The 16,484-nt window shown below is 65.9% G+C and carries 17 protein-coding genes; 8 read left to right on the forward strand and 9 right to left on the reverse strand.

Going from position 1 to position 16,484, the window contains the following annotated elements:
• Positions 1-3: 3 nt before the first annotated feature.
• Positions 4-1,416: an NAD(P)/FAD-dependent oxidoreductase gene (locus ACFI9K_RS05455; RefSeq protein WP_462662740.1), complete on the forward strand. Its 1,413-nt coding sequence runs from the start codon at positions 4-6 to the stop codon at positions 1,414-1,416.
• Here the strand turns inward: ACFI9K_RS05455 and ACFI9K_RS05460 are convergent.
• Both ACFI9K_RS05460 and ACFI9K_RS05465 read right to left on the reverse strand, forming a co-directional pair.
• A complete protein-coding gene (locus tag ACFI9K_RS05460; RefSeq protein WP_462662573.1) occupies positions 1,413-2,267 on the reverse strand; it encodes a universal stress protein in 855 nt (284 codons plus the stop codon). The genes ACFI9K_RS05455 and ACFI9K_RS05460 overlap by 4 nt on opposite strands.
• Before the next feature lie 21 nt (positions 2,268-2,288).
• Positions 2,289-3,791, reverse strand: a complete 1,503-nt coding sequence (locus ACFI9K_RS05465) for an APC family permease (protein WP_462662574.1) — start codon at positions 3,789-3,791, stop codon at positions 2,289-2,291.
• A 245-nt stretch (positions 3,792-4,036) separates the two neighbouring features.
• Here ACFI9K_RS05465 and ACFI9K_RS05470 point away from each other — a divergent pair, with 245 nt between their 5' ends.
• The gene (locus ACFI9K_RS05470) at positions 4,037-5,161 is read left to right on the forward strand and encodes an adenosine deaminase (RefSeq protein ID WP_462662575.1); all 1,125 of its coding nucleotides are present in this window, start codon (positions 4,037-4,039) and stop codon (positions 5,159-5,161) included.
• Positions 5,162-5,190: 29 nt separating this feature from the next.
• Here ACFI9K_RS05470 and ACFI9K_RS05475 read toward each other — a convergent pair whose 3' ends face one another.
• From ACFI9K_RS05475 to ACFI9K_RS05495, 5 genes are read right to left on the reverse strand one after another with little or no spacing between them, the layout of a single operon-like run.
• On the reverse strand, positions 5,191-6,468 hold the full coding sequence (locus ACFI9K_RS05475) for a primosomal protein (protein ID WP_462662576.1): 1,278 nt from the start codon (positions 6,466-6,468) through the stop codon (positions 5,191-5,193).
• A 15-nt stretch (positions 6,469-6,483) separates the two neighbouring features.
• On the reverse strand, positions 6,484-6,798 hold the full coding sequence (locus ACFI9K_RS05480; RefSeq protein ID WP_462662577.1) for a YbaB/EbfC family nucleoid-associated protein: 315 nt from the start codon (positions 6,796-6,798) through the stop codon (positions 6,484-6,486).
• Entirely contained in the window at positions 6,795-7,133 is a 339-nt protein-coding gene (locus tag ACFI9K_RS05485; RefSeq protein ID WP_462662578.1) for a hypothetical protein, read from the reverse strand. The genes ACFI9K_RS05480 and ACFI9K_RS05485 overlap by 4 nt, the downstream gene beginning before the upstream one ends.
• A gap of 25 nt (positions 7,134-7,158) precedes the next feature.
• Positions 7,159-8,319 carry a C40 family peptidase gene (locus ACFI9K_RS05490; RefSeq protein ID WP_462662579.1) on the reverse strand — a complete coding sequence of 387 codons (1,161 nt, stop codon included), beginning with the start codon at positions 8,317-8,319 and terminating at the stop codon, positions 7,159-7,161.
• Positions 8,320-8,325: 6 nt separating this feature from the next.
• The gene (locus ACFI9K_RS05495) at positions 8,326-8,676 is read right to left on the reverse strand and encodes a type VII secretion target (RefSeq protein ID WP_462662580.1); all 351 of its coding nucleotides are present in this window, start codon (positions 8,674-8,676) and stop codon (positions 8,326-8,328) included.
• A 133-nt stretch (positions 8,677-8,809) separates the two neighbouring features.
• On the opposite strand from ACFI9K_RS05495, the gene upp reads away from it, so the two are divergent.
• Both upp and ACFI9K_RS05505 read left to right on the forward strand, forming a co-directional pair.
• Positions 8,810-9,433 carry a uracil phosphoribosyltransferase gene (gene upp / locus ACFI9K_RS05500; RefSeq protein ID WP_462662581.1) on the forward strand — a complete coding sequence of 208 codons (624 nt, stop codon included), beginning with the start codon at positions 8,810-8,812 and terminating at the stop codon, positions 9,431-9,433.
• 20 nt (positions 9,434-9,453) lie between these two features.
• Positions 9,454-10,362, forward strand: a complete 909-nt coding sequence (locus tag ACFI9K_RS05505; protein WP_462662582.1) for a DUF2797 domain-containing protein — start codon at positions 9,454-9,456, stop codon at positions 10,360-10,362.
• A gap of 20 nt (positions 10,363-10,382) precedes the next feature.
• Here ACFI9K_RS05505 and ACFI9K_RS05510 read toward each other — a convergent pair whose 3' ends face one another.
• Both ACFI9K_RS05510 and ACFI9K_RS05515 read right to left on the reverse strand, forming a co-directional pair.
• Positions 10,383-11,984, reverse strand: a complete 1,602-nt coding sequence (locus tag ACFI9K_RS05510; RefSeq protein ID WP_462662583.1) for a phospho-sugar mutase — start codon at positions 11,982-11,984, stop codon at positions 10,383-10,385.
• On the reverse strand, positions 11,981-12,775 hold the full coding sequence (locus ACFI9K_RS05515) for a purine-nucleoside phosphorylase (protein ID WP_462662741.1): 795 nt from the start codon (positions 12,773-12,775) through the stop codon (positions 11,981-11,983). Before ACFI9K_RS05515 ends, ACFI9K_RS05510 begins: the two co-directional genes overlap by 4 nt.
• 120 nt (positions 12,776-12,895) lie before the next feature.
• Here ACFI9K_RS05515 and ACFI9K_RS05520 point away from each other — a divergent pair, with 120 nt between their 5' ends.
• From ACFI9K_RS05520 to ACFI9K_RS05535, 4 genes are all read left to right on the forward strand, one after another.
• The gene (locus ACFI9K_RS05520) at positions 12,896-13,600 is read left to right on the forward strand and encodes an enoyl-CoA hydratase-related protein (RefSeq protein WP_462662584.1); all 705 of its coding nucleotides are present in this window, start codon (positions 12,896-12,898) and stop codon (positions 13,598-13,600) included.
• Positions 13,601-13,711: 111 nt separating this feature from the next.
• Positions 13,712-14,875: a M20 family metallopeptidase gene (locus ACFI9K_RS05525; RefSeq protein WP_462662742.1), complete on the forward strand. Its 1,164-nt coding sequence runs from the start codon at positions 13,712-13,714 to the stop codon at positions 14,873-14,875.
• Positions 14,872-16,035 (forward strand): M20 family metallopeptidase, encoded by a 1,164-nt coding sequence (locus tag ACFI9K_RS05530; protein WP_462662585.1) that lies wholly within the window; start codon positions 14,872-14,874, stop codon positions 16,033-16,035. The genes ACFI9K_RS05525 and ACFI9K_RS05530 overlap by 4 nt, the downstream gene beginning before the upstream one ends.
• Positions 16,036-16,049: 14 nt before the next feature.
• Positions 16,050-16,469 carry a TrmO family methyltransferase domain-containing protein gene (locus tag ACFI9K_RS05535; protein ID WP_462662586.1) on the forward strand — a complete coding sequence of 140 codons (420 nt, stop codon included), beginning with the start codon at positions 16,050-16,052 and terminating at the stop codon, positions 16,467-16,469.
• Positions 16,470-16,484 lie beyond the last annotated feature (15 nt).

Consider the following 16,484-nt stretch of genomic DNA (forward strand, 5'->3'; position numbering starts at 1 on the left):
GAGATGTGGGCCACCGAGCCCTCCGAACGCGGTGTGGCGATGGTGGCGGGTGCCGCGCCGGAGTCCTACTGGCTCGACCGTCCGGAACGGCCTGCGCCGCGCAGTCGACACACCGGCTCCGACTCAGCGGATCTGGTGATCGTCGGCGGCGGCTTCACCGGCCTGTGGGCGGCGGTGCACGCGGCGGAGGAGAACCCCGGCAGATCGATCGTGTTGCTCGAAGGCGACCGTATCGCAGCAGGAGCGACCGGCCGCAACGGCGGATTCTGCGCGGCCAGCCTGAATCATGGCCTGGGTAACGGACTCGACCGGTATGCCGAGGAACTACCCGAGTTGCTGCGGATGGGCACCGAGACGCTCGACGCGATCTGCGCTACCGCAGACAGGTACGGAATCGACGCCGACATCGAACGCACCGGTGAGCTCGACATCGCGAACTTCGAGTGGCAAGTCGACGATCTGCGCGAACTCGGCAACGAAGCGGCGCGTCTGGCGCAACCGATGCACTACCTCGACGTGGCTGCGGCGCAGTCCCGGATAACCTCACCGATGGTGCGTGGTGCACTGTTCGACCCGGATGTCGCGATGATCGATCCGGCCAAACTGGCCTGGGGCCTGGCCGCTACGGCCGAGTCGCTCGGGGTTCGCATTCACGAGAACACTCGGGCTGTGTCGATCAGTAGATCCAGCAACGGGGTTCGGGTGAAGACGGGCTACGGCACCATCGAGACCGCCAAGGTTCTGCTCGCCACCTCGGCGTCGAAATCACTGCGCCGCAAGCTGCGTCACTGGATCGTCCCGGTGTGGGACTACGTGATCATGACCGAGCCGCTGAGTTCGTCTCAGCTCGCCGACATCGGTTGGACGGGCCGCGAAGGATTGGCCGACTCCGGCAACAGATTTCACTACTTCCGGTTGACGGCGGACAATCGAATCCTGTTCGGCGGCTGGGATGCCCACTATTTCTACGGTGGCGACACCGACCCGCGCCGAACCCAGCATCCCGAAGAGTTCGCGCTGCTCGCCGAGCACCTGCTGCAGATGTTCCCCGGCCTCGAAGGAATCCGCGCCACCCATGCCTGGGGTGGATCGATCGACACATGCTCACGGTTCAGCGCCTTCTGGGACCTCGGTATGAACGGACGAGTCGCCACGGTGGCCGGGTTCACCGGACTCGGCGTCGGCGCGTCCCACTTCGGGGCTCGCACTGCCCTGGACCTGCTCGACGGTAAGGACACCGAACGAACACGGCTGAAAATGGTGCGCAGCATGCCGCTGCCGTTTCCGCCCGAACCCCTCAAATCGATCGGCATCAACATCACCCGTGCAGCATTCGCCCGAGCGGACCGCAACGGCGGTCGAAGAGGATTGTGGCTCAAGGGAATGGATGCCCTGGGTCTGGGCTTCGACAGCTAGTCGTGTGGAACGACCACCACCGGCACCGGGGCGGCCCGCAGTATCTTGGCCGCACTCGATCCGAGGAAGACCCGCTTGGGGCTCGCCAATCCACTCGATCCGAGGAACAGCACATCGCCCGGCTTCCAGTCGAGGTTGCCCATCGCCTCGTCCAGGGAAGACCCGTCGGCGACGATCGATTGCAGGCCGTCGATATCGGGGAGAGTGCGGGCGGCGTGTTCGAGATTGGCCTGCGCGGCAGCGACCTGTCGGCGACGTGTGTCCAGTGAGTTCTCGTCGGTCGGTGCTCCGGTCGGTTCGAGTGAAACCAGGGACACCAACCGGACCGGGAGGTGAGCCGCGCTGGCCAGAGTGATCGCGAACGGCAGTGGATTGGAGGCCGAGGCCCGGGTGGGGACAGCGACGGTGAGGTCGGTGATCGGTGCGAGAGAGAGCCGGTAGCCCCGAGGTGCCAGTGCCAGCGGTACTTCGGAGGCGTGCAGTAGCTGACCGGCCACCGATCCGATCGAATGGCGGTTGAGCAGGCCGTCGCCTGCACCCCCGACGACGATCAGGTCGGCATCTGTTCGTACGGCGAAGTCGATGAGGGCCCGGGCGAAGGACTCGTTCGAGAGCACGTGGGTGGTCACCGTGATGCCCGACGGGACCTGGGAGGCAGCGTCGTGCACCCAGCCCTGCGCCTTCGCCTCCAGCACTTTTCGGTACGGGCCGCTGCCTTCCATGACCGGTTCGTCCGCGGCCATGACCAGCACGATGTCGATGGAGGCGTCGAGCGTACGCGCCAGGGCGACGGCCAGGGCTACGCCGTCGTCGCCGCTGGGAGTGGCGAGGTAGCCGACGGTGATCTTCATGAGTGTCTCGGTCCTTCTCTGCTAGTAAGTGTCCGGAACCTTGACTTCGGTGGATGCGGTGAGCGTCTTGCCCTGGAAGAAGTCTCTGTTGCCCACGAAGCACAGCAGCATCAGCGGAATGCCGAGCACCAGCATGCCGACACCGAGGACGAACACTCCGCCGAGCGGACCGTAGACGGTGTATCCGTAATCGGGCTTCATCATGTCCACTGCGCTCTGCACGAAAGCCCACGTCATCGACAATCCGCCCAGGAAGGGAAAGATTCCGCGCATGAACAGGTTTCGGACGGACGAGAACAACGTGCGGCGGAAGTACCAGGTGCACGCATACGCGGTGATGCCGTAGTAGAACGCGACCGCGAGCCCCAGCGAGGCCACCGAATCCTGCAATGCGTTGGCGCTGACGAAGGTGAGCACCAGGTAGAACATCAGCGCTGCGGCCCCCATCACGAGCGTGCCGAAGCCGGGGGTCATGTACTTGGGGTGCACGCTGGCGAACCGCTTGGGAATGGCCTCGTACACCGCCATCGAGAGTGTCCCGCGGGCCGTGGGCAGAATGGTCGTCTGGGTCGAGGACAGCGCCGAGATCGAGACGGTCAGCAACAGCAGCGATGCCACGATCGAGCCGGCGACAGGATCTCCGAGGATGGTGAGCACGTCGTCGACGTTGTCCGGATTGTTCAGGCCGATGCCGGTGTCGCCGAATCCGGCGAACGACTGCACGGCGTATCCGACGAGCACGTACGTGGCGACGAGAATCAACGTGGTGATCACCGCGGCGTGTCCCGGCGTCTTCTCCGAATCCTTCGTTTCTTCGCCGACGGCCAAGCACGCGTCCCATCCCCAATAGATGAAGATGCACAAGATGATGGCCTGGGCCGCGTCGGACATCGTCACACCGGTGGGAACCAACCAGCTCCACTGCGGCGTGATGGCCTGCGGGCCGGCGGTCCCGTTACCCACCTTGACCAGTGCGGTCACCGACACTCCGATGAGGACGGCGAACTGCACCACCAGTAATACGTTCTGCATGCGCTCGCTGATCAGGATCCCGCGAAAACTGACGTACGTCATCGAGACGATGAAGAACGAACCGAGCGCGACCTTGGCCGCCGTCGACTCCGCCAGGTCCGACAGGCCGAGGAACTCGAACAGATAGATGGCAGCGATCTCGGCAACATTGGCGAGCACGATGATCGCCGAGACTGCCAGCCCCCATCCCGCCATCCAGCCGACCCACGGCCCGAAGGCCTTGGTGCCCCAGGTGAACGACGTCCCGCAGTCCGGCGTGTCGCGACCCAGTTCCCGGTAGGCGAAGGCGGTGAGGAGCATCGGGACGAAAGCGATGAGGAACATCGACGGTGCTTTGTCTCCGACGGCCAGAACGACGTAGCCGAGGGTGGCGGCCAGACTGTATGCGGGGGCCACCGCCGACAGTCCGATGACGATGTTGCCGACCAACCCGAGCGCGCCGTTGTTGAGTCCTTTACCCGCAATGGTGTTCGGCGGTTCGGCAATCGACATTGGTCTCTCCGAGGTTCGATTCGACCGAGGTCGTCGGAAGGTGACCCGACAGAATCGGCCGCGTGTGTTGGGTGAACACTACGATTTCGGTCGTCGATTCGCTGTGTATCGACGGAATTGTTTTCATCCGGGAAACAATGCAACGAATCGGGTCGCAAATGCGGCAACGTTCACCGGAATCCGCGGACTCGCCGAGGGTCTCCGCCGGACGCGCGTGCGCGGGTGCCGCGCGATACCGTCGACACATGAGCACCACGGAGAACACACAGTCTTCGATCGGTGGCAGTGCGCCGCTCGATCACGCGTCGATCAGGACAGCTCCGAAGGCGTTGTTGCACGATCACCTCGATGGCGGACTACGACCGCAGACCGTGCTGGAACTGGCCGACGAGTGTGGCTACGACGGTCTTCCCGCCACCGACGGCGCGGCCTTGGGTGAGTGGTTCCGCGAGTCCGCCGACAGCGGCTCGCTCGTGCGCTACCTGGAAACGTTCGCGCACACGGTGGCCGTCATGCAGACTCCCGAGGGCTTGTTTCGAGTGGCACGCGAATGCGCCGAGGATCTGGCCGACGACGGCGTCGTGTACGCCGAGGTGCGCTTCGCCCCGGAGCAGCACCTCGAACGCGGACTGACGCTCGACGAAGTCGTCACCCACACCCTCGCAGGTTTCGAGGCGGGGATCTCTGCGGCCAAGGTGCGAGGCAAGAACATCACCATCGGTACCTTGCTCACCGCGATGCGACACGCGGCGCGGTCACGAGAGATCGCCGAGCTGACAGTTCGATTCCGCGATCGCGGCGTCGTCGGCTTCGACATCGCCGGAGCAGAGGCGGGCTTTCCTCCCAGCCGTCACCTCGACGCATTCGAATACATGCGGGCAAGCAACGCGCACTTCACCATTCACGCCGGCGAAGCATTCGGACTGCCCTCGATTCAGGAGGCGGTGGCGTTCTGCGGGACCGACAGGCTCGGTCACGGAGTGCGGATCACCGACGACATCACCCACAACGCCGACGGCACGCCCGAACTCGGTTTGCTCGCCGCCTACGTGCGTGACACCCGAATGCCGCTCGAACTCTGCCCGAGCTCCAACGTGCAGACCGGCGCGGTCGAGTCGTTGGCGACGCACCCCTTCGATCTGCTTGCGCGCCTGCGCTTTCGGGTCACCGTGAACACGGACAACAGGCTGATGAGCGATACCTCGATGAGCCGCGAGATGGTCAAACTCGTCGAGACGTTCGGCTACGGATGGAGCGATCTCGAGCGGTTCACCATCAACGCGATGAAGTCCGCGTTTCTGCCGTTCGACGAGCGCCTCGCGCTGATCGACGACGTCATCAAACCCGGCTATGCGGTCTTGATCGGCTGATCCGCCGGGCCGGGCTGGGCCGCCTGGCGCTACTTCTTGCGCAGGCGGCCCTCGAACTCGCGCTCGAGCGCGCGCCATGCTTCGGCCTCGACGGCGAACGGCGCACTCGGAGCGAGCCGATCAGGGCTCGGTTCGAGCGTGTAGGAGACGTACCAGCCCAACGGTGTGGACGTGGCCAGTGCTTCCTCGACGGAGTTGTCACCGGCGAAATCGGCTGCATCGGTGAACAACTCGACCGCCAGATCGAGCTGATCGGCGTCGACGGCAGTAGGTCCCTCGGCGAGGTCGTCGGCCAGGCCGGGGAGTACGTACACGTTGTCGTCGGTGATCTCTATGTCCAGGGAGCCGTCGATGGCGGCGGTCTGAATGTCGGAGTAGGTGCTGACCTGTGCCAGATCGTGATCGTGATCATCGGCCAGATACCGGGCCAACGAACGTTCGGAACCGAAGACGCTGATGGCTCCACCGCGGCCGAGGAACACCGGCTTGTCGCCGAGGTAGCACCGCAGGGTGTAGAGCGTGTCGTCCGAGGTGATGATGCGAATCGGGTCGATACCGACCGTCGTCCAGAACGTGTCCTCGGCTGCGGCCGCGGCGATCGGATCACGGTCCACCTCGGCGGAGTCGTCGTCGATGTCGTCTTCGTCCACGTCGTCCGAGTCGGAGTCGATGTCGTCCGTGACGTCGTCGGCATCGACGGCGTTCTCGGCTGCCGCGGTGATCTCGGCTTCGGCGACGGCAACGGCAGCGGAATCGACGTCGGGGGAGGTGACGATGGAGTCGACTGCATCGAGCACGTCGTCCCAATGCTTGGCCACAGCCGCTCCGATGCGGTCCCACAGCTCCGCTCCCTCGCGGCCGAGGAAGTTCTCGACGCCCCCTCCGACTGCCCCCACGAAGGAATTGGTGCCGAAAAAGCTTGTGACGGGTCGCAATTCGCAGACGTTGCCGATGGAGGCGACGATGTCGAATGTCGCCTGCAATTCGGCGAGGACGTCGGCTTCGGGGTCCGAGGCCACCAGTTCCGGTACTGCCACCAGGTCGAAGCGATGCAGATCGTCGGGCTCGAGCTCGTACGCCGCCAGCGCGGAGACCACCGGCCACGACGGATGGTCGGTGAGGTCGTTGTCGTCGTCGGATCGAACGAACGCGGCGAGCTCTGCGACGGTCGAGAACCCGTACAGATCTTCCTCGTGTCCGAGGAATGCCTCCCATTCGTCGTCGCCTTCTCGCCACTCCGGTGCCCACAATGTCGAGAAGTCACCGGCGGTGAGACCGAGTTCGATCGGGATGATGTCTCCAGCCATGGCGGGAAGCCTATCTCAGGAGTCTGTGAACGAGGTCTGCAGACTTTGCAGGATTCCCGCACGCTGGTCGAGGGCCCCGGCCGCGGCCTCCGCAGCCACGGAAACGATGGTCGACCCGAGCACATGGGCGGACACCGATCCGAGGTTCTCGGCGATCTCGAGCTCGACCATGGCACCGGATCCATCCGCGACGACGGTCACCAAGTTGTCCGGGGAGGTGACTCGAAACCTGATGCGGTCCAGTCGCTGGTGAGTCTCGCGTAGAGCGTCCAGTCGGTGTCGGGCTCCGTCGACCAGAGCGTCGAGTGCCGTGGTGCGGGAATGCGTCATACCTGCTTCAGCCAACTCGTGGGTGCGAAGTCCTCGGCCAGGTCGTCGTTCGCGGCGGCGGCCGCTCGGGCGCTGGTGGGTAGTCCGAGGCGATCGAGTACGGCGCCAGGAACGCCGTCGTCGGCCAACAGGGTTCGCCGCTGGGCGCGGGCTGCCTCGCTTGCCCGCGTACACTGCTGCATTACCAGTGCTGCCAATGCGTCTCCGCCGTAACGCAATTCGCGGTCGTCGATGACGACTGCAATCGGTAGCCCGTGCTCGGTGGAGCGCACCGTCACCGAACCCGATCTGGTGCCCGACACTGCGCTGACCACGGTGCCCGTCGAATCGGTCATTGCTCGGTCTCTTTCACTCGGTCCCTCATTCGGTCGGACGGTAGAAGCCGTGGAACCCCATACCGCTGTTGGTCGTTCGGATCGGTCCGACCTGAACTGGGTCTCCTGCTTCCACGAGCTGGCCGTTCCCGATGACCATGGCTACGTGGCCGTCCCAGACCGCGAGGTCGCCGGGCATCACGTCACTCGGTGCCACGGCCGAACCGATGCTCTGTTCCTGAGCCAGACGGGGAATCTCGACGCCCTGCTGTGCGTACGCCCACTGCGTCAATCCGCTGCAGTCGAGCCCGCTACCGGGCGTGGTTCCGCCCCACGCGTAGGGCACGCCCTGTTGCGTCAGCGCACTACGAACGGCACCCGCGGCCTCGGGATTCGGTGCGGTGACGGTACTGCCGTCGGGTAGACGCACCTCGACGCCGCGGCCGGTGCTGTCCGCGGAACTGCCCATGAAGTTCTGTGCGCCACCAACACCGCCACCGCCGCCTCCACCAACACCGCCACCGCCGGAGGCACCACCACCGATACCGCCCGGCAGATCCGCCCCGGCAGCTGGGGAGGACAACGACTGCGCGAACGTCTTCGCCAACTTCTCGCCGGCCTCGACGACCTGCGAGGTGGCAGGTGAGGTCAACAGATTCGACGGTGACCCCGGGGTCGGTGGCGCTTGCCCACCCACCGGAGCGGGCACAGTCGGCGGGGCGGCGAGCGCGCCCACTTTCGCGGTGTGCACGGCCAATTCGGCGCGGACGCGGGCCACCACGACCAGAGCGCGTTCGAGGTGCTCGACAGCCGCCGTGATCAGCATGGTCTGCCCCGCCGGGGTGGCGATGATCGGCCCGGCGGACAGTGCGATGCCCACGAAAGACTGAACGATGGCCTGAAGTTCGAGGAATCCTCGATTGGTATCGCGGCAGGCCTGATCGACGACGGCGGCGATGTCGTCGGCGTGGTCCGCGAGGGCGATCGCGGACGAGTGTGCGTTCTCGGCGTAGCGAATTGCGGCGTCGGCGGTCTCACCGTTCCAGTTCGCGGCGAGCTCGGTGATCGAGACCCTGCCGATTCCCTGTGCTGCCTCGATCGCTGCCGCGGACACGCGAAGCACATCGGCCGGACCTCCGGTGGGCAGCGTTCCGTTGCCGAAGGCGCCGAGCAGATCCACGATCGGACGTGCCAACAGATCGATCACGGCCGTTTACCGCGTGCCCGGCGCGATGTCGGTGGCTGCCGCGACAGCAGCGGCCGAGCCCTCGACGGTGGCACCGGTGCTTGCATCGGTCAGGGCATACGACACCGCCGACGATGCGGCCGCAGCACCGATGCTGGCGACCGCTCCGGCCAAGCGCACCACGGCGTCGGTGTGCGCCAGATGGGTACCGCTGACCGCACCGAGAAATTCTTGTCCGATCAGCCCGAACACCGGTGCGAGCACGGCCGGCCCGCACGCTGCGGCGGCAGCGCCTGCCGCCGCGATCTGTTCGGCCATGGTCGACGCCACCGCACTGTATGCGAGGACCCCCTCGGTGTCGACGACGAGTTCGGCCATCACTGCCCCCTGAGAACGCTATCGATTCACGGTCGCCGAGTACGACGCCCAACTGGTTCGACGCGGATGCACGCCGTTCGGTTCCCTCGACTTGCCGTTCGCGTCCGACTGCCGAAGTCCTATCCTGGACGTCATGGAAACTCACGTGGTCGACCACCCACTGGCCGCAGCTCTGCTCACCACGATGCGGGACGAGCGCAGCGACAACGCCACGTTCCGGACGGCTCTCCGTCAGCTCACCCACATGTTGGTCTACGAGGCCACCCGAGACGCCGCCATCGACACCTTCGAGGTGCGCACCCCCGTCGCCGTCACCGAGGGCACCAGGCTGGCTCGCCCACCGTTGCTCGTACCGGTTCTGCGCGCAGGTCTCGGCATGGTGGAGAAGGCCAGCAGTCTGATCCCGCAGTCTCGCGTCGGATTCGTCGGAATGGCCAGGGACGAACAGACGCATCAGCCCGTGCCGTACATGGAATCTCTGCCCGACGACCTTTCCCGGACTCCGGTGTACGTACTGGATCCGATGCTGGCCACCGGCGGTTCGATGGTGCACACGATCGAACTGCTCGTCGGTCGCGGTGCGGCGGATGTCACGGCCATCTGCGTCGTGGCTGCGCCCGAAGGTGTTGCTGCGCTGGAGGCTTCGGGTCTACCGGTCCGGCTGGTGGCCGCGAGTATCGACGACGGCCTCAACGACGACGCGTTCATCGTGCCCGGCCTCGGCGACGCCGGCGATCGTCAGTTCGGTCCGCGCTGACCAGCGATACCGCGGCGAAATTGGTCCTCGGCGTCTCCTGGTCCTCCGAGGCGTCCGATGGAACGCGCCCGAAATTGCGGTTGCTCGACGTCGACACCGAGCAGATCGAATTCCACGAACTGGTCGGCCACAGGCTCGGTTTCCGTGCGCCGGGTGCCTCGACCGACCGCTACTGCACCGGCCGAACTGCCTTCCGAGGCGACGGTCCACCGCGCTACGTTCCGTGCCCAGGCCGGGAGCGTGCTGTCGGGGCCGGGCAGTGCGAGGCGTGCGCCGCCAAGGACAGTTTCAGATTCGTGCACACCGTCCATCGCAGTGGGTTCGTCTCGCGTGAGCTGGAAAAGCATGTCATGGCACCACATTGGCTCTATCTGGCTGCTTTCGCCAACGGGGCCTTCAAGATCGGCACCGCAGCGGACACGCGCAAGTGGGGCCGGCTCGCCGAGCAGGGGGCCATCGGTGCGCGGTATGTGGCCCACGCCGACGACGGCAAAGCCGTTCGGGTGGCCGAGGATCTCGTCACCGAATCGATGGGATTGCGGCAGGCGGTGAGGTCGTCGGCGAAAGCTGCCTCGCTGTGTCTGCCGATCGACGTCGAAAAGCTCGATGTCGCCATCGCTCGCCGCGCAGCACAGGTTCGCGAGATGTTGGCCGGTGCCGGTATCGTCGGGTGCACCCCGATCGACGAACGCTGGACGCCGCCTGCCGGCCGTGAAGCGTTGAGCGAGAACGTCAGTCGCGTCGCCTACCCCGCCGATGTCGCGACCGGGTCTCACGGACTCGACATCAGGACATGCGTCGGGCAGGCGGTGATCGCCACTGTGGACGACGACACCTACGTCGTGGATCTGGCGGCACTCAAAGGTCGTCGAATAGAACTCGGGGCATTCACCTCGGACCTACCTGCGGTGCAATCGGCGCTGTTCTGACCATCGGCGGGGCGACGGGTTCAGAGGTGCTCGGCGAAGTCGGTCAGTTCTGCCAGAACCTCGGCTGCTGCCGTCCGTGCTCTCGCCAGTTCGCCTCGACCTGCGACGTGCTCGATCACTTCGAGATAGGCCTTGAGTTTGGGTTCGGTACCGGACGGCCGCACGATCACGCGTAGCCCCGATCCGCTGATCTCGAGTGCGTCCGTGCGCAACTCGTCGTCACGCTCGGCGTAGTCGAGCACGGCGACAGCGCGGCCCGCCAATTCGGTCGGCGGTTCGCTACGCAACCGATGCATCATGTTGCCGATCTGCGCGAGGTCCTCGACTCGCCGCGACACCTGTGAACCCAGGTGCACCCCGAATTCGACCGCGAGGTCGTCGAGTACGTCCAGAAGAGTGCGGCGATCCTGTTTCAGTCCCGCGGCCAGATCTGCGAGCACCACTGCCGCCGAAATACCGTCCTTGTCCCGCACCACATTCGGATCGACGCAGTGCCCGATTGCTTCCTCGTATGCGTACACCAGACCGTCCCCGGCACGGACCAACCACTTGAAACCGGTCAGGGTGCGGGCATAGCGGGCACCGCGCGCCGGCGCGAGCGCCGAGAGCAGCTGGGACGAGACGATGGTGTTGGCCACCAACGGGTCGGCCGTCGAATCGCTCAGCAGGTAGTTCGCGAGCAGGGCTCCGGTCTCGTCACCGGTCAGCATGCGCCAGCCGTCCGGGCCGCGAACTCCGACCGCACAGCGATCGGCATCGGGATCGAGGGCGATCGCGATATCGGCGTCGATCTCGGCTGCGAGCGCGAGCACGGCATCGGCAGCGCCCGGCTCCTCGGGATTGGGGAACGTGACGGTGGGAAACGCGGGGTCGGGCTCGAATTGTTCCTCGACCACCTGGACGTCGCGGAACCCTGCGCCACGCAGCGCAGCGGTGGAGAGTTCTCCGCCGACACCGTGCAGGGCCGTGAGGGCGATACGAATACTGCGCTGTGTCGAACGAGGCAGTGCAACAACCGAATCGAGGTACCGCGCAGCGATGTCGGTTCCGCCGGGTTCCACGGTGGAACGGGGAACGTCGATCGCGTCGCCGGTGGCGGCGATCTGCGTCTCGATCTCCGCATCGCTCGGCGGGATCAATTGCGAGCCGCCGCGCAGATACACCTTGTAGCCGTTGTCGGCCGCGGGGTTGTGTGACGCGGTGACTTGTACCCCGAGCTCGGCACCCAGGGCCCGGACGGCGAAGGCGACGACGGGAGTCGGGAGCGGTCGAGGCAGCAACACCACCGAAAATCCCTGGGCGGCAAAAGTTTCCGCGGCCACGAAAGCGAACTGTTCGGAGCCGGTTCGAGCGTCGCGGCCGACGACGACGGTGGACCCGCCCAGGCCCTTCTCGATCGCCCACGCTGCGATTCCGGCGGTGGTCTTCACCACCACGGCCTCGTTCATGCCGTTGGGCCCCGCGCGTACCGGCCCTCTCAAGCCCGCGGTACCGAACGTCAGTGGTCCGCTGAACCGATCGCCGAGTTCGGCTTCGGACAGTCCCTGCAACTCCTCACGGGTAGCGGGGTCCGGATCGCCGTCGATCCAGCGCTGTACCCGTTCGGCAAGTTCTTCGGTCACAGCCGAGTGACCAATTCGTGCAGCAAGGCCCCCATCCGGGCAGCCGAATCCTTACCGGCAGCGAGTACTTCGGTGTGGTTCAGGTGCTCGCCGGTCATTCCGGCCGCGAGATTGGTGACCAGTGAGATGCCGAGGACCCGGGCACCCTTCGCCCGCGCGGCGATCGTCTCGTGCACCGTCGACATCCCCACGAGGTCTGCTCCGAGCGTGCGCAGCATCCGGATCTCGGCAGGCGTCTCGTAATGGGGTCCGGGCAGGCCCGCGTAGACGCCGTCTTCGAGCGACGGATCGATCTGGGCTGCAAGGGCGCGCAGTTCGGGGGAGTAGGCGTCGACCAGATCGACGAACTCGGCACCGACGAGCGGGGAACGTGCGGTGAGGTTGAGGTGGTCGGAGATCAGGACGGGCTGCCCGACGCTCATTCCGTCGCGAATTCCGCCTGCGGCGTTCGTCAGCACGACGGTCGTCGCGCCTGCGGCGATTGCGGTGCGAACCGGGTGCACGACGCGTCGCAGGTCGTGGCCCTCGTAGGCGTGGGTGCGGCCCTGCAGCAACAGGGTGTGGGTGCCGCCGACGTCCACCGAGGTGATGGTGCCCGAGTGACCCGACGCCGACGGTGGTGCGAAACCGGGGAGGTCGGCCATCCGCACGGTCGCGGTGGGGGAGCCGAAGACGTCGGCTGCGGCCTGCCAGCCCGAGCCGAGGACGATGGCCACGGAATGGCTGTCGACTCCGGTTGCCGCGGCGAGAGTGTCGGCGGCGGTGCGCGCGGCCCCTTCGGGATCGGTCACGGGGTCGGTCTCATGTGCGTCGGTGGTTGCCACGATGAACAACAGTAGGAGATCGACGCGAGCGATGCGCGACCGATGGAGCTTGCCACCAGCAAGTTACCGCCGAGTAGTATCCGCTGCATGCCTTATCTCGAACGCGACGGCGACGTCCACATCCTGTTCCTCGGTGCCCAGGACGGCGCGAGCAATCCGGAGAACCGTTTCCACCCTGACTGGATCGACGCCGTCCACGCATTGCTCGACGAGGTCGAGGCGTCGACCGGCCCGGCCGCTCTGGTCACCACCTCGGCCGGCAAGTTCTACAGCAACGGTCTCGACACCGATTGGCTCTTCGGCAATCTCGACAAGATCACCTGGTACCTCGATCGTGTCCACACGCTCTACAGCCGGCTCCTGGCGTTCCCGATGGCCACCGTCGCTGCGGTGCAGGGGCACGCATTCGGGGCGGGCGCGATGTTGGCCACCTCGCACGACTTCCGCATTCAACGCGAAGACCGTGGGTTCTACTGCTTGCCCGAGGTCAACTTGAACATGCCGTTCACCGTCGGCATGTCGGCCCTGATCAATTCGAGGTTGCCCAAGCAGACCGCCGTCGATGCCATGACGACCGGACGTCGCTACGGCGGTGCCGACGCCGTCGCGGCTGGAATCGTCGAGTCGACGGCAACGGAGGACTCGGTGGTCTCGGACGCGGTCGCCAAGGCCGCAGCACTGACCAGCACCCGCGGCGCGAACGTGGCGGGAATCAAGAGCCGCATTCACGTGGATCTGCTGGCCGCACTGAACACCGCGACCGACGACAGCAACTTCAGCTTCGGAAAGTAGAAGCCCCGTCACATTCGGCAACTCGGTACAGCCGATCCGACTGTCGGCCGCGCTAGTGACACACTGTCTGTCGTGATCGACGAATCGAACAGCGCTGTGGTGGGCGAGGCGATGGACCGCGCCCTCGCCGCCGCGACGGACGAAGTGGTCGCGCTCTCGCATTCGATTCACGCGGAACCGGAGCTGGCTTTCGAGGAACATCGCAGCGTCGCCAAAATTCTCGACACGCTGCGAGCTCACGATTTCGAGGTCGAGACAGCCGTGGCAGAGCTGGACACCGCATTCACTGCGTCGTTCGGCAGCGGCGATCTGGTGATCGGAATCTGCGCCGAATACGACGCCCTGCCCGAGATCGGTCATGCGTGCGGGCACAACATCATTGCGGCGTCCGCAGTGGGCGCGGCACTGGCGCTGGCTCCGGTGGCCGATGCGCTGGGCATCACCGTCCGAGTGCTCGGCACCCCGGCCGAGGAGACCGGTGGCGGCAAGGTGCTGATGCTCGAGAGTGGTGTGTTCGACGGCGTCGGCGCAGCGCTGATGGTGCACCCCGGTCCGTTCGACATCGTGGGCGCGACCTCGCTGGCCCTGGCCGACGTGGCCGTGAAGTTCACCGGCCGAGCCGCGCACGCGTCGGCTGCTCCCGAATGGGGAATCAACGCCGGCGATGCGGTCACCATCAGCCAGGTCGCGCTCGGTCTGCTGCGTCAGCATCTGGCACCGGGTCAGCAGTTCCACGGCATCGTCAGCGATGGCGGGGTGGCACCGAACATCGTTCCCGGCCATGCCGAGTTGCTCTACTACCTGCGGGCGAACACCACCGAGTCGCTCGAGTCGCTGACGGCGAAGACGTTCGCGTGTTTCGAGGCCGGGGCACTTGCGACCGGGTGTACTCACGAGATTCGTACGGTGTCTCCGACATACGCGGCGTTGACGCCGGATTCGTGGCTGGTCGCGGCTTTTCGTCAGGAGATCGAAGCGTTGGGCCGATCGCCGTTGGCTCCGGATTTGGAAGGATTTCGCCCGTTGGGCAGCACAGACATGGGAAACGTGACGAATGTTCTACCCGGTATCCATCCCGTCGTCGGACTCGATGCAGGCGGCGCGGTGACGCATCAGCCGGAGTTCGCCGCTGCGTGCGTCACCGCGTCCGCCGATCGAGCACTGTACGACGGTGCCCTCGGGCTGGCCAGAACTGCCGCGCGGGCGGCAGCCGATCCCCATACTCGGGCCCGCCTGCTCGACGGCGTCGATGCCCGATCGGCTGGGCAACTGTGAACCCTCGTGAGGCCGAGATCGACCGCTGGATCCAGGCGCACACCGCAGATCTGTCCCTGTGGCGACGGCACATCCACGCCAACCCGGAGCTCGCTCGTCGCGAATTCGGCACTACTGCGTTCGTGACGGCGCAACTGGAAGCAGCGGGCCTGTCACCCAAGCCGCTCCCCGGCGGAACGGGGTTGATCTGTGACATCGGTCCCGTCGGGCCTCGAGTCGCACTGCGGGCAGACATGGACGCGCTGCCGCTGCAGGAGAACACCGGCGCGGTGTATTCGTCGACTGTGCCCGGGGTCTCGCACGCCTGTGGTCACGATGCGCACACCACGGTGTTGCTCGCGACCGGTCTTGCGCTGGCGTCATTGCCGGACCTGCAGTACGGGGTGCGCTTGATATTTCAGCCCGCCGAGGAGGTCATGCCGGGTGGTGCGTTGGACGCGGTGGCCGCGGGAGCGCTCGACGGCGTCACCAAGATCTTCGCGTTGCATTGCGATCCACGGCTCGAGGTAGGCCAGGTCGGTGTCCGTGTGGGAGCCATCACCTCCGCCGCCGACACCGTCGAGCTGCGTCTGGATTCACCGGGCGGTCACACATCTCGGCCGCACCTGACGACTGATCTCGTGTACGCGCTGGGCACAGTCATCACCGGCCTGCCCGGAATGCTGAGCAGGCGCATCGATCCGCGGACCAGCACCGTCATGGTGTGGGGAGCGGTGGTCGCGGGCCAGGCCCCCAACGCCATTCCGCAGACCGGCATGCTGACCGGCACGGTTCGCACCGGCGACCACGAGACCTGGGCGCTGCTCGAACCACTGGTCCGCGACATCGTCACCGGATTGCTCGCACCGACCGGGGTGCAATTCGAGCTGCACTACCGACGCGGTGTTCCACCGGTGGTCAACGACCCCTCGTCCACGCACACCTTCGAGAAGGCGATCGCCCGCGTCGGGGCAACGGCTCTGGCGGATACCGCGCAGTCCGGTGGCGGCGAGGATTTCTCCTGGTACCTGGAAAAGGTGCCGGGGGCGATGGCTCGGCTGGGCGTCTGGCCCGGTACCGGCCCTCAGCTCGACATCCACCAGCCCACGTTCGACCTCGACGAGCGAGCACTGGCTGTGGGCGTGAAGGTGATGACCGGAATCGCACTGGATCCGAACTAGGAGAAGGGCACGAGATGACGTTCGCAGTGTCGCCGATCGGAATCGTTCGATCCGACCGCGCCGAGGTGGTGGACGACAACTGGGGGTCCGTCGAGTCCGTCATCGAGCTCGACCGGACCGTGCTCGACGTCGACGCGACTCTCGGCCTCGCCGAGTTCTCTCACCTCGAGGTCGTCTACGGCTTCCATCGCTGTGATCCGGCCGCGACGACCACCGGTTCGCGTCACCCTCGCGGAGACACGACGCTTCCCCGGGTGGGAGTCCTGGCTCAACGCGTCAAGGACCGGCCCAACCATCTCGGAGTGTCGCGGTGCGAGATCGTCGACGTCGACGGATTGCGCATCCGAGTTCGAGGTCTCGACGCGATCGACGCTCACCTGTTCTCGACGTCAAACCGTTTCTGCAGTCGATGGTTCCCGAGCGCGCGGACATAACCGAGCCCTCCTGGG

Source organism: Rhodococcus sp. PSi06, assembly GCF_054960675.1.

Bases quoted from the DNA above. Each gene is read 5' to 3' on its own strand.
- upp (WP_462662581.1), top strand. From the start codon at position 8,810: ATGGAAACTCACGTGGTCGACCACCCACTGGCCGCAGCTCTGCTCACC.
- ACFI9K_RS05460 (WP_462662573.1), bottom strand. From the start codon at position 2,267: ATGAAGATCACCGTCGGCTACCTCGCCACTCCCAGCGGCGACGACGGC.
- ACFI9K_RS05535 (WP_462662586.1), top strand. From the start codon at position 16,050: ATGACGTTCGCAGTGTCGCCGATCGGAATCGTTCGATCCGACCGCGCC.
- ACFI9K_RS05465 (WP_462662574.1), bottom strand. From the start codon at position 3,791: ATGTCGATTGCCGAACCGCCGAACACCATTGCGGGTAAAGGACTCAAC.
- ACFI9K_RS05480 (WP_462662577.1), bottom strand. From the start codon at position 6,798: ATGACGCATTCCCGCACCACGGCACTCGACGCTCTGGTCGACGGAGCC.
- ACFI9K_RS05485 (WP_462662578.1), bottom strand. From the start codon at position 7,133: ATGACCGATTCGACGGGCACCGTGGTCAGCGCAGTGTCGGGCACCAGA.
- ACFI9K_RS05525 (WP_462662742.1), top strand. From the start codon at position 13,712: ATGGACCGCGCCCTCGCCGCCGCGACGGACGAAGTGGTCGCGCTCTCG.
- ACFI9K_RS05455 (WP_462662740.1), top strand. From the start codon at position 4: ATGTGGGCCACCGAGCCCTCCGAACGCGGTGTGGCGATGGTGGCGGGT.
- ACFI9K_RS05495 (WP_462662580.1), bottom strand. From the start codon at position 8,676: ATGGCCGAACTCGTCGTCGACACCGAGGGGGTCCTCGCATACAGTGCG.
- ACFI9K_RS05470 (WP_462662575.1), top strand. From the start codon at position 4,037: ATGAGCACCACGGAGAACACACAGTCTTCGATCGGTGGCAGTGCGCCG.
- ACFI9K_RS05475 (WP_462662576.1), bottom strand. From the start codon at position 6,468: ATGGCTGGAGACATCATCCCGATCGAACTCGGTCTCACCGCCGGTGAC.
- ACFI9K_RS05520 (WP_462662584.1), top strand. From the start codon at position 12,896: ATGCCTTATCTCGAACGCGACGGCGACGTCCACATCCTGTTCCTCGGT.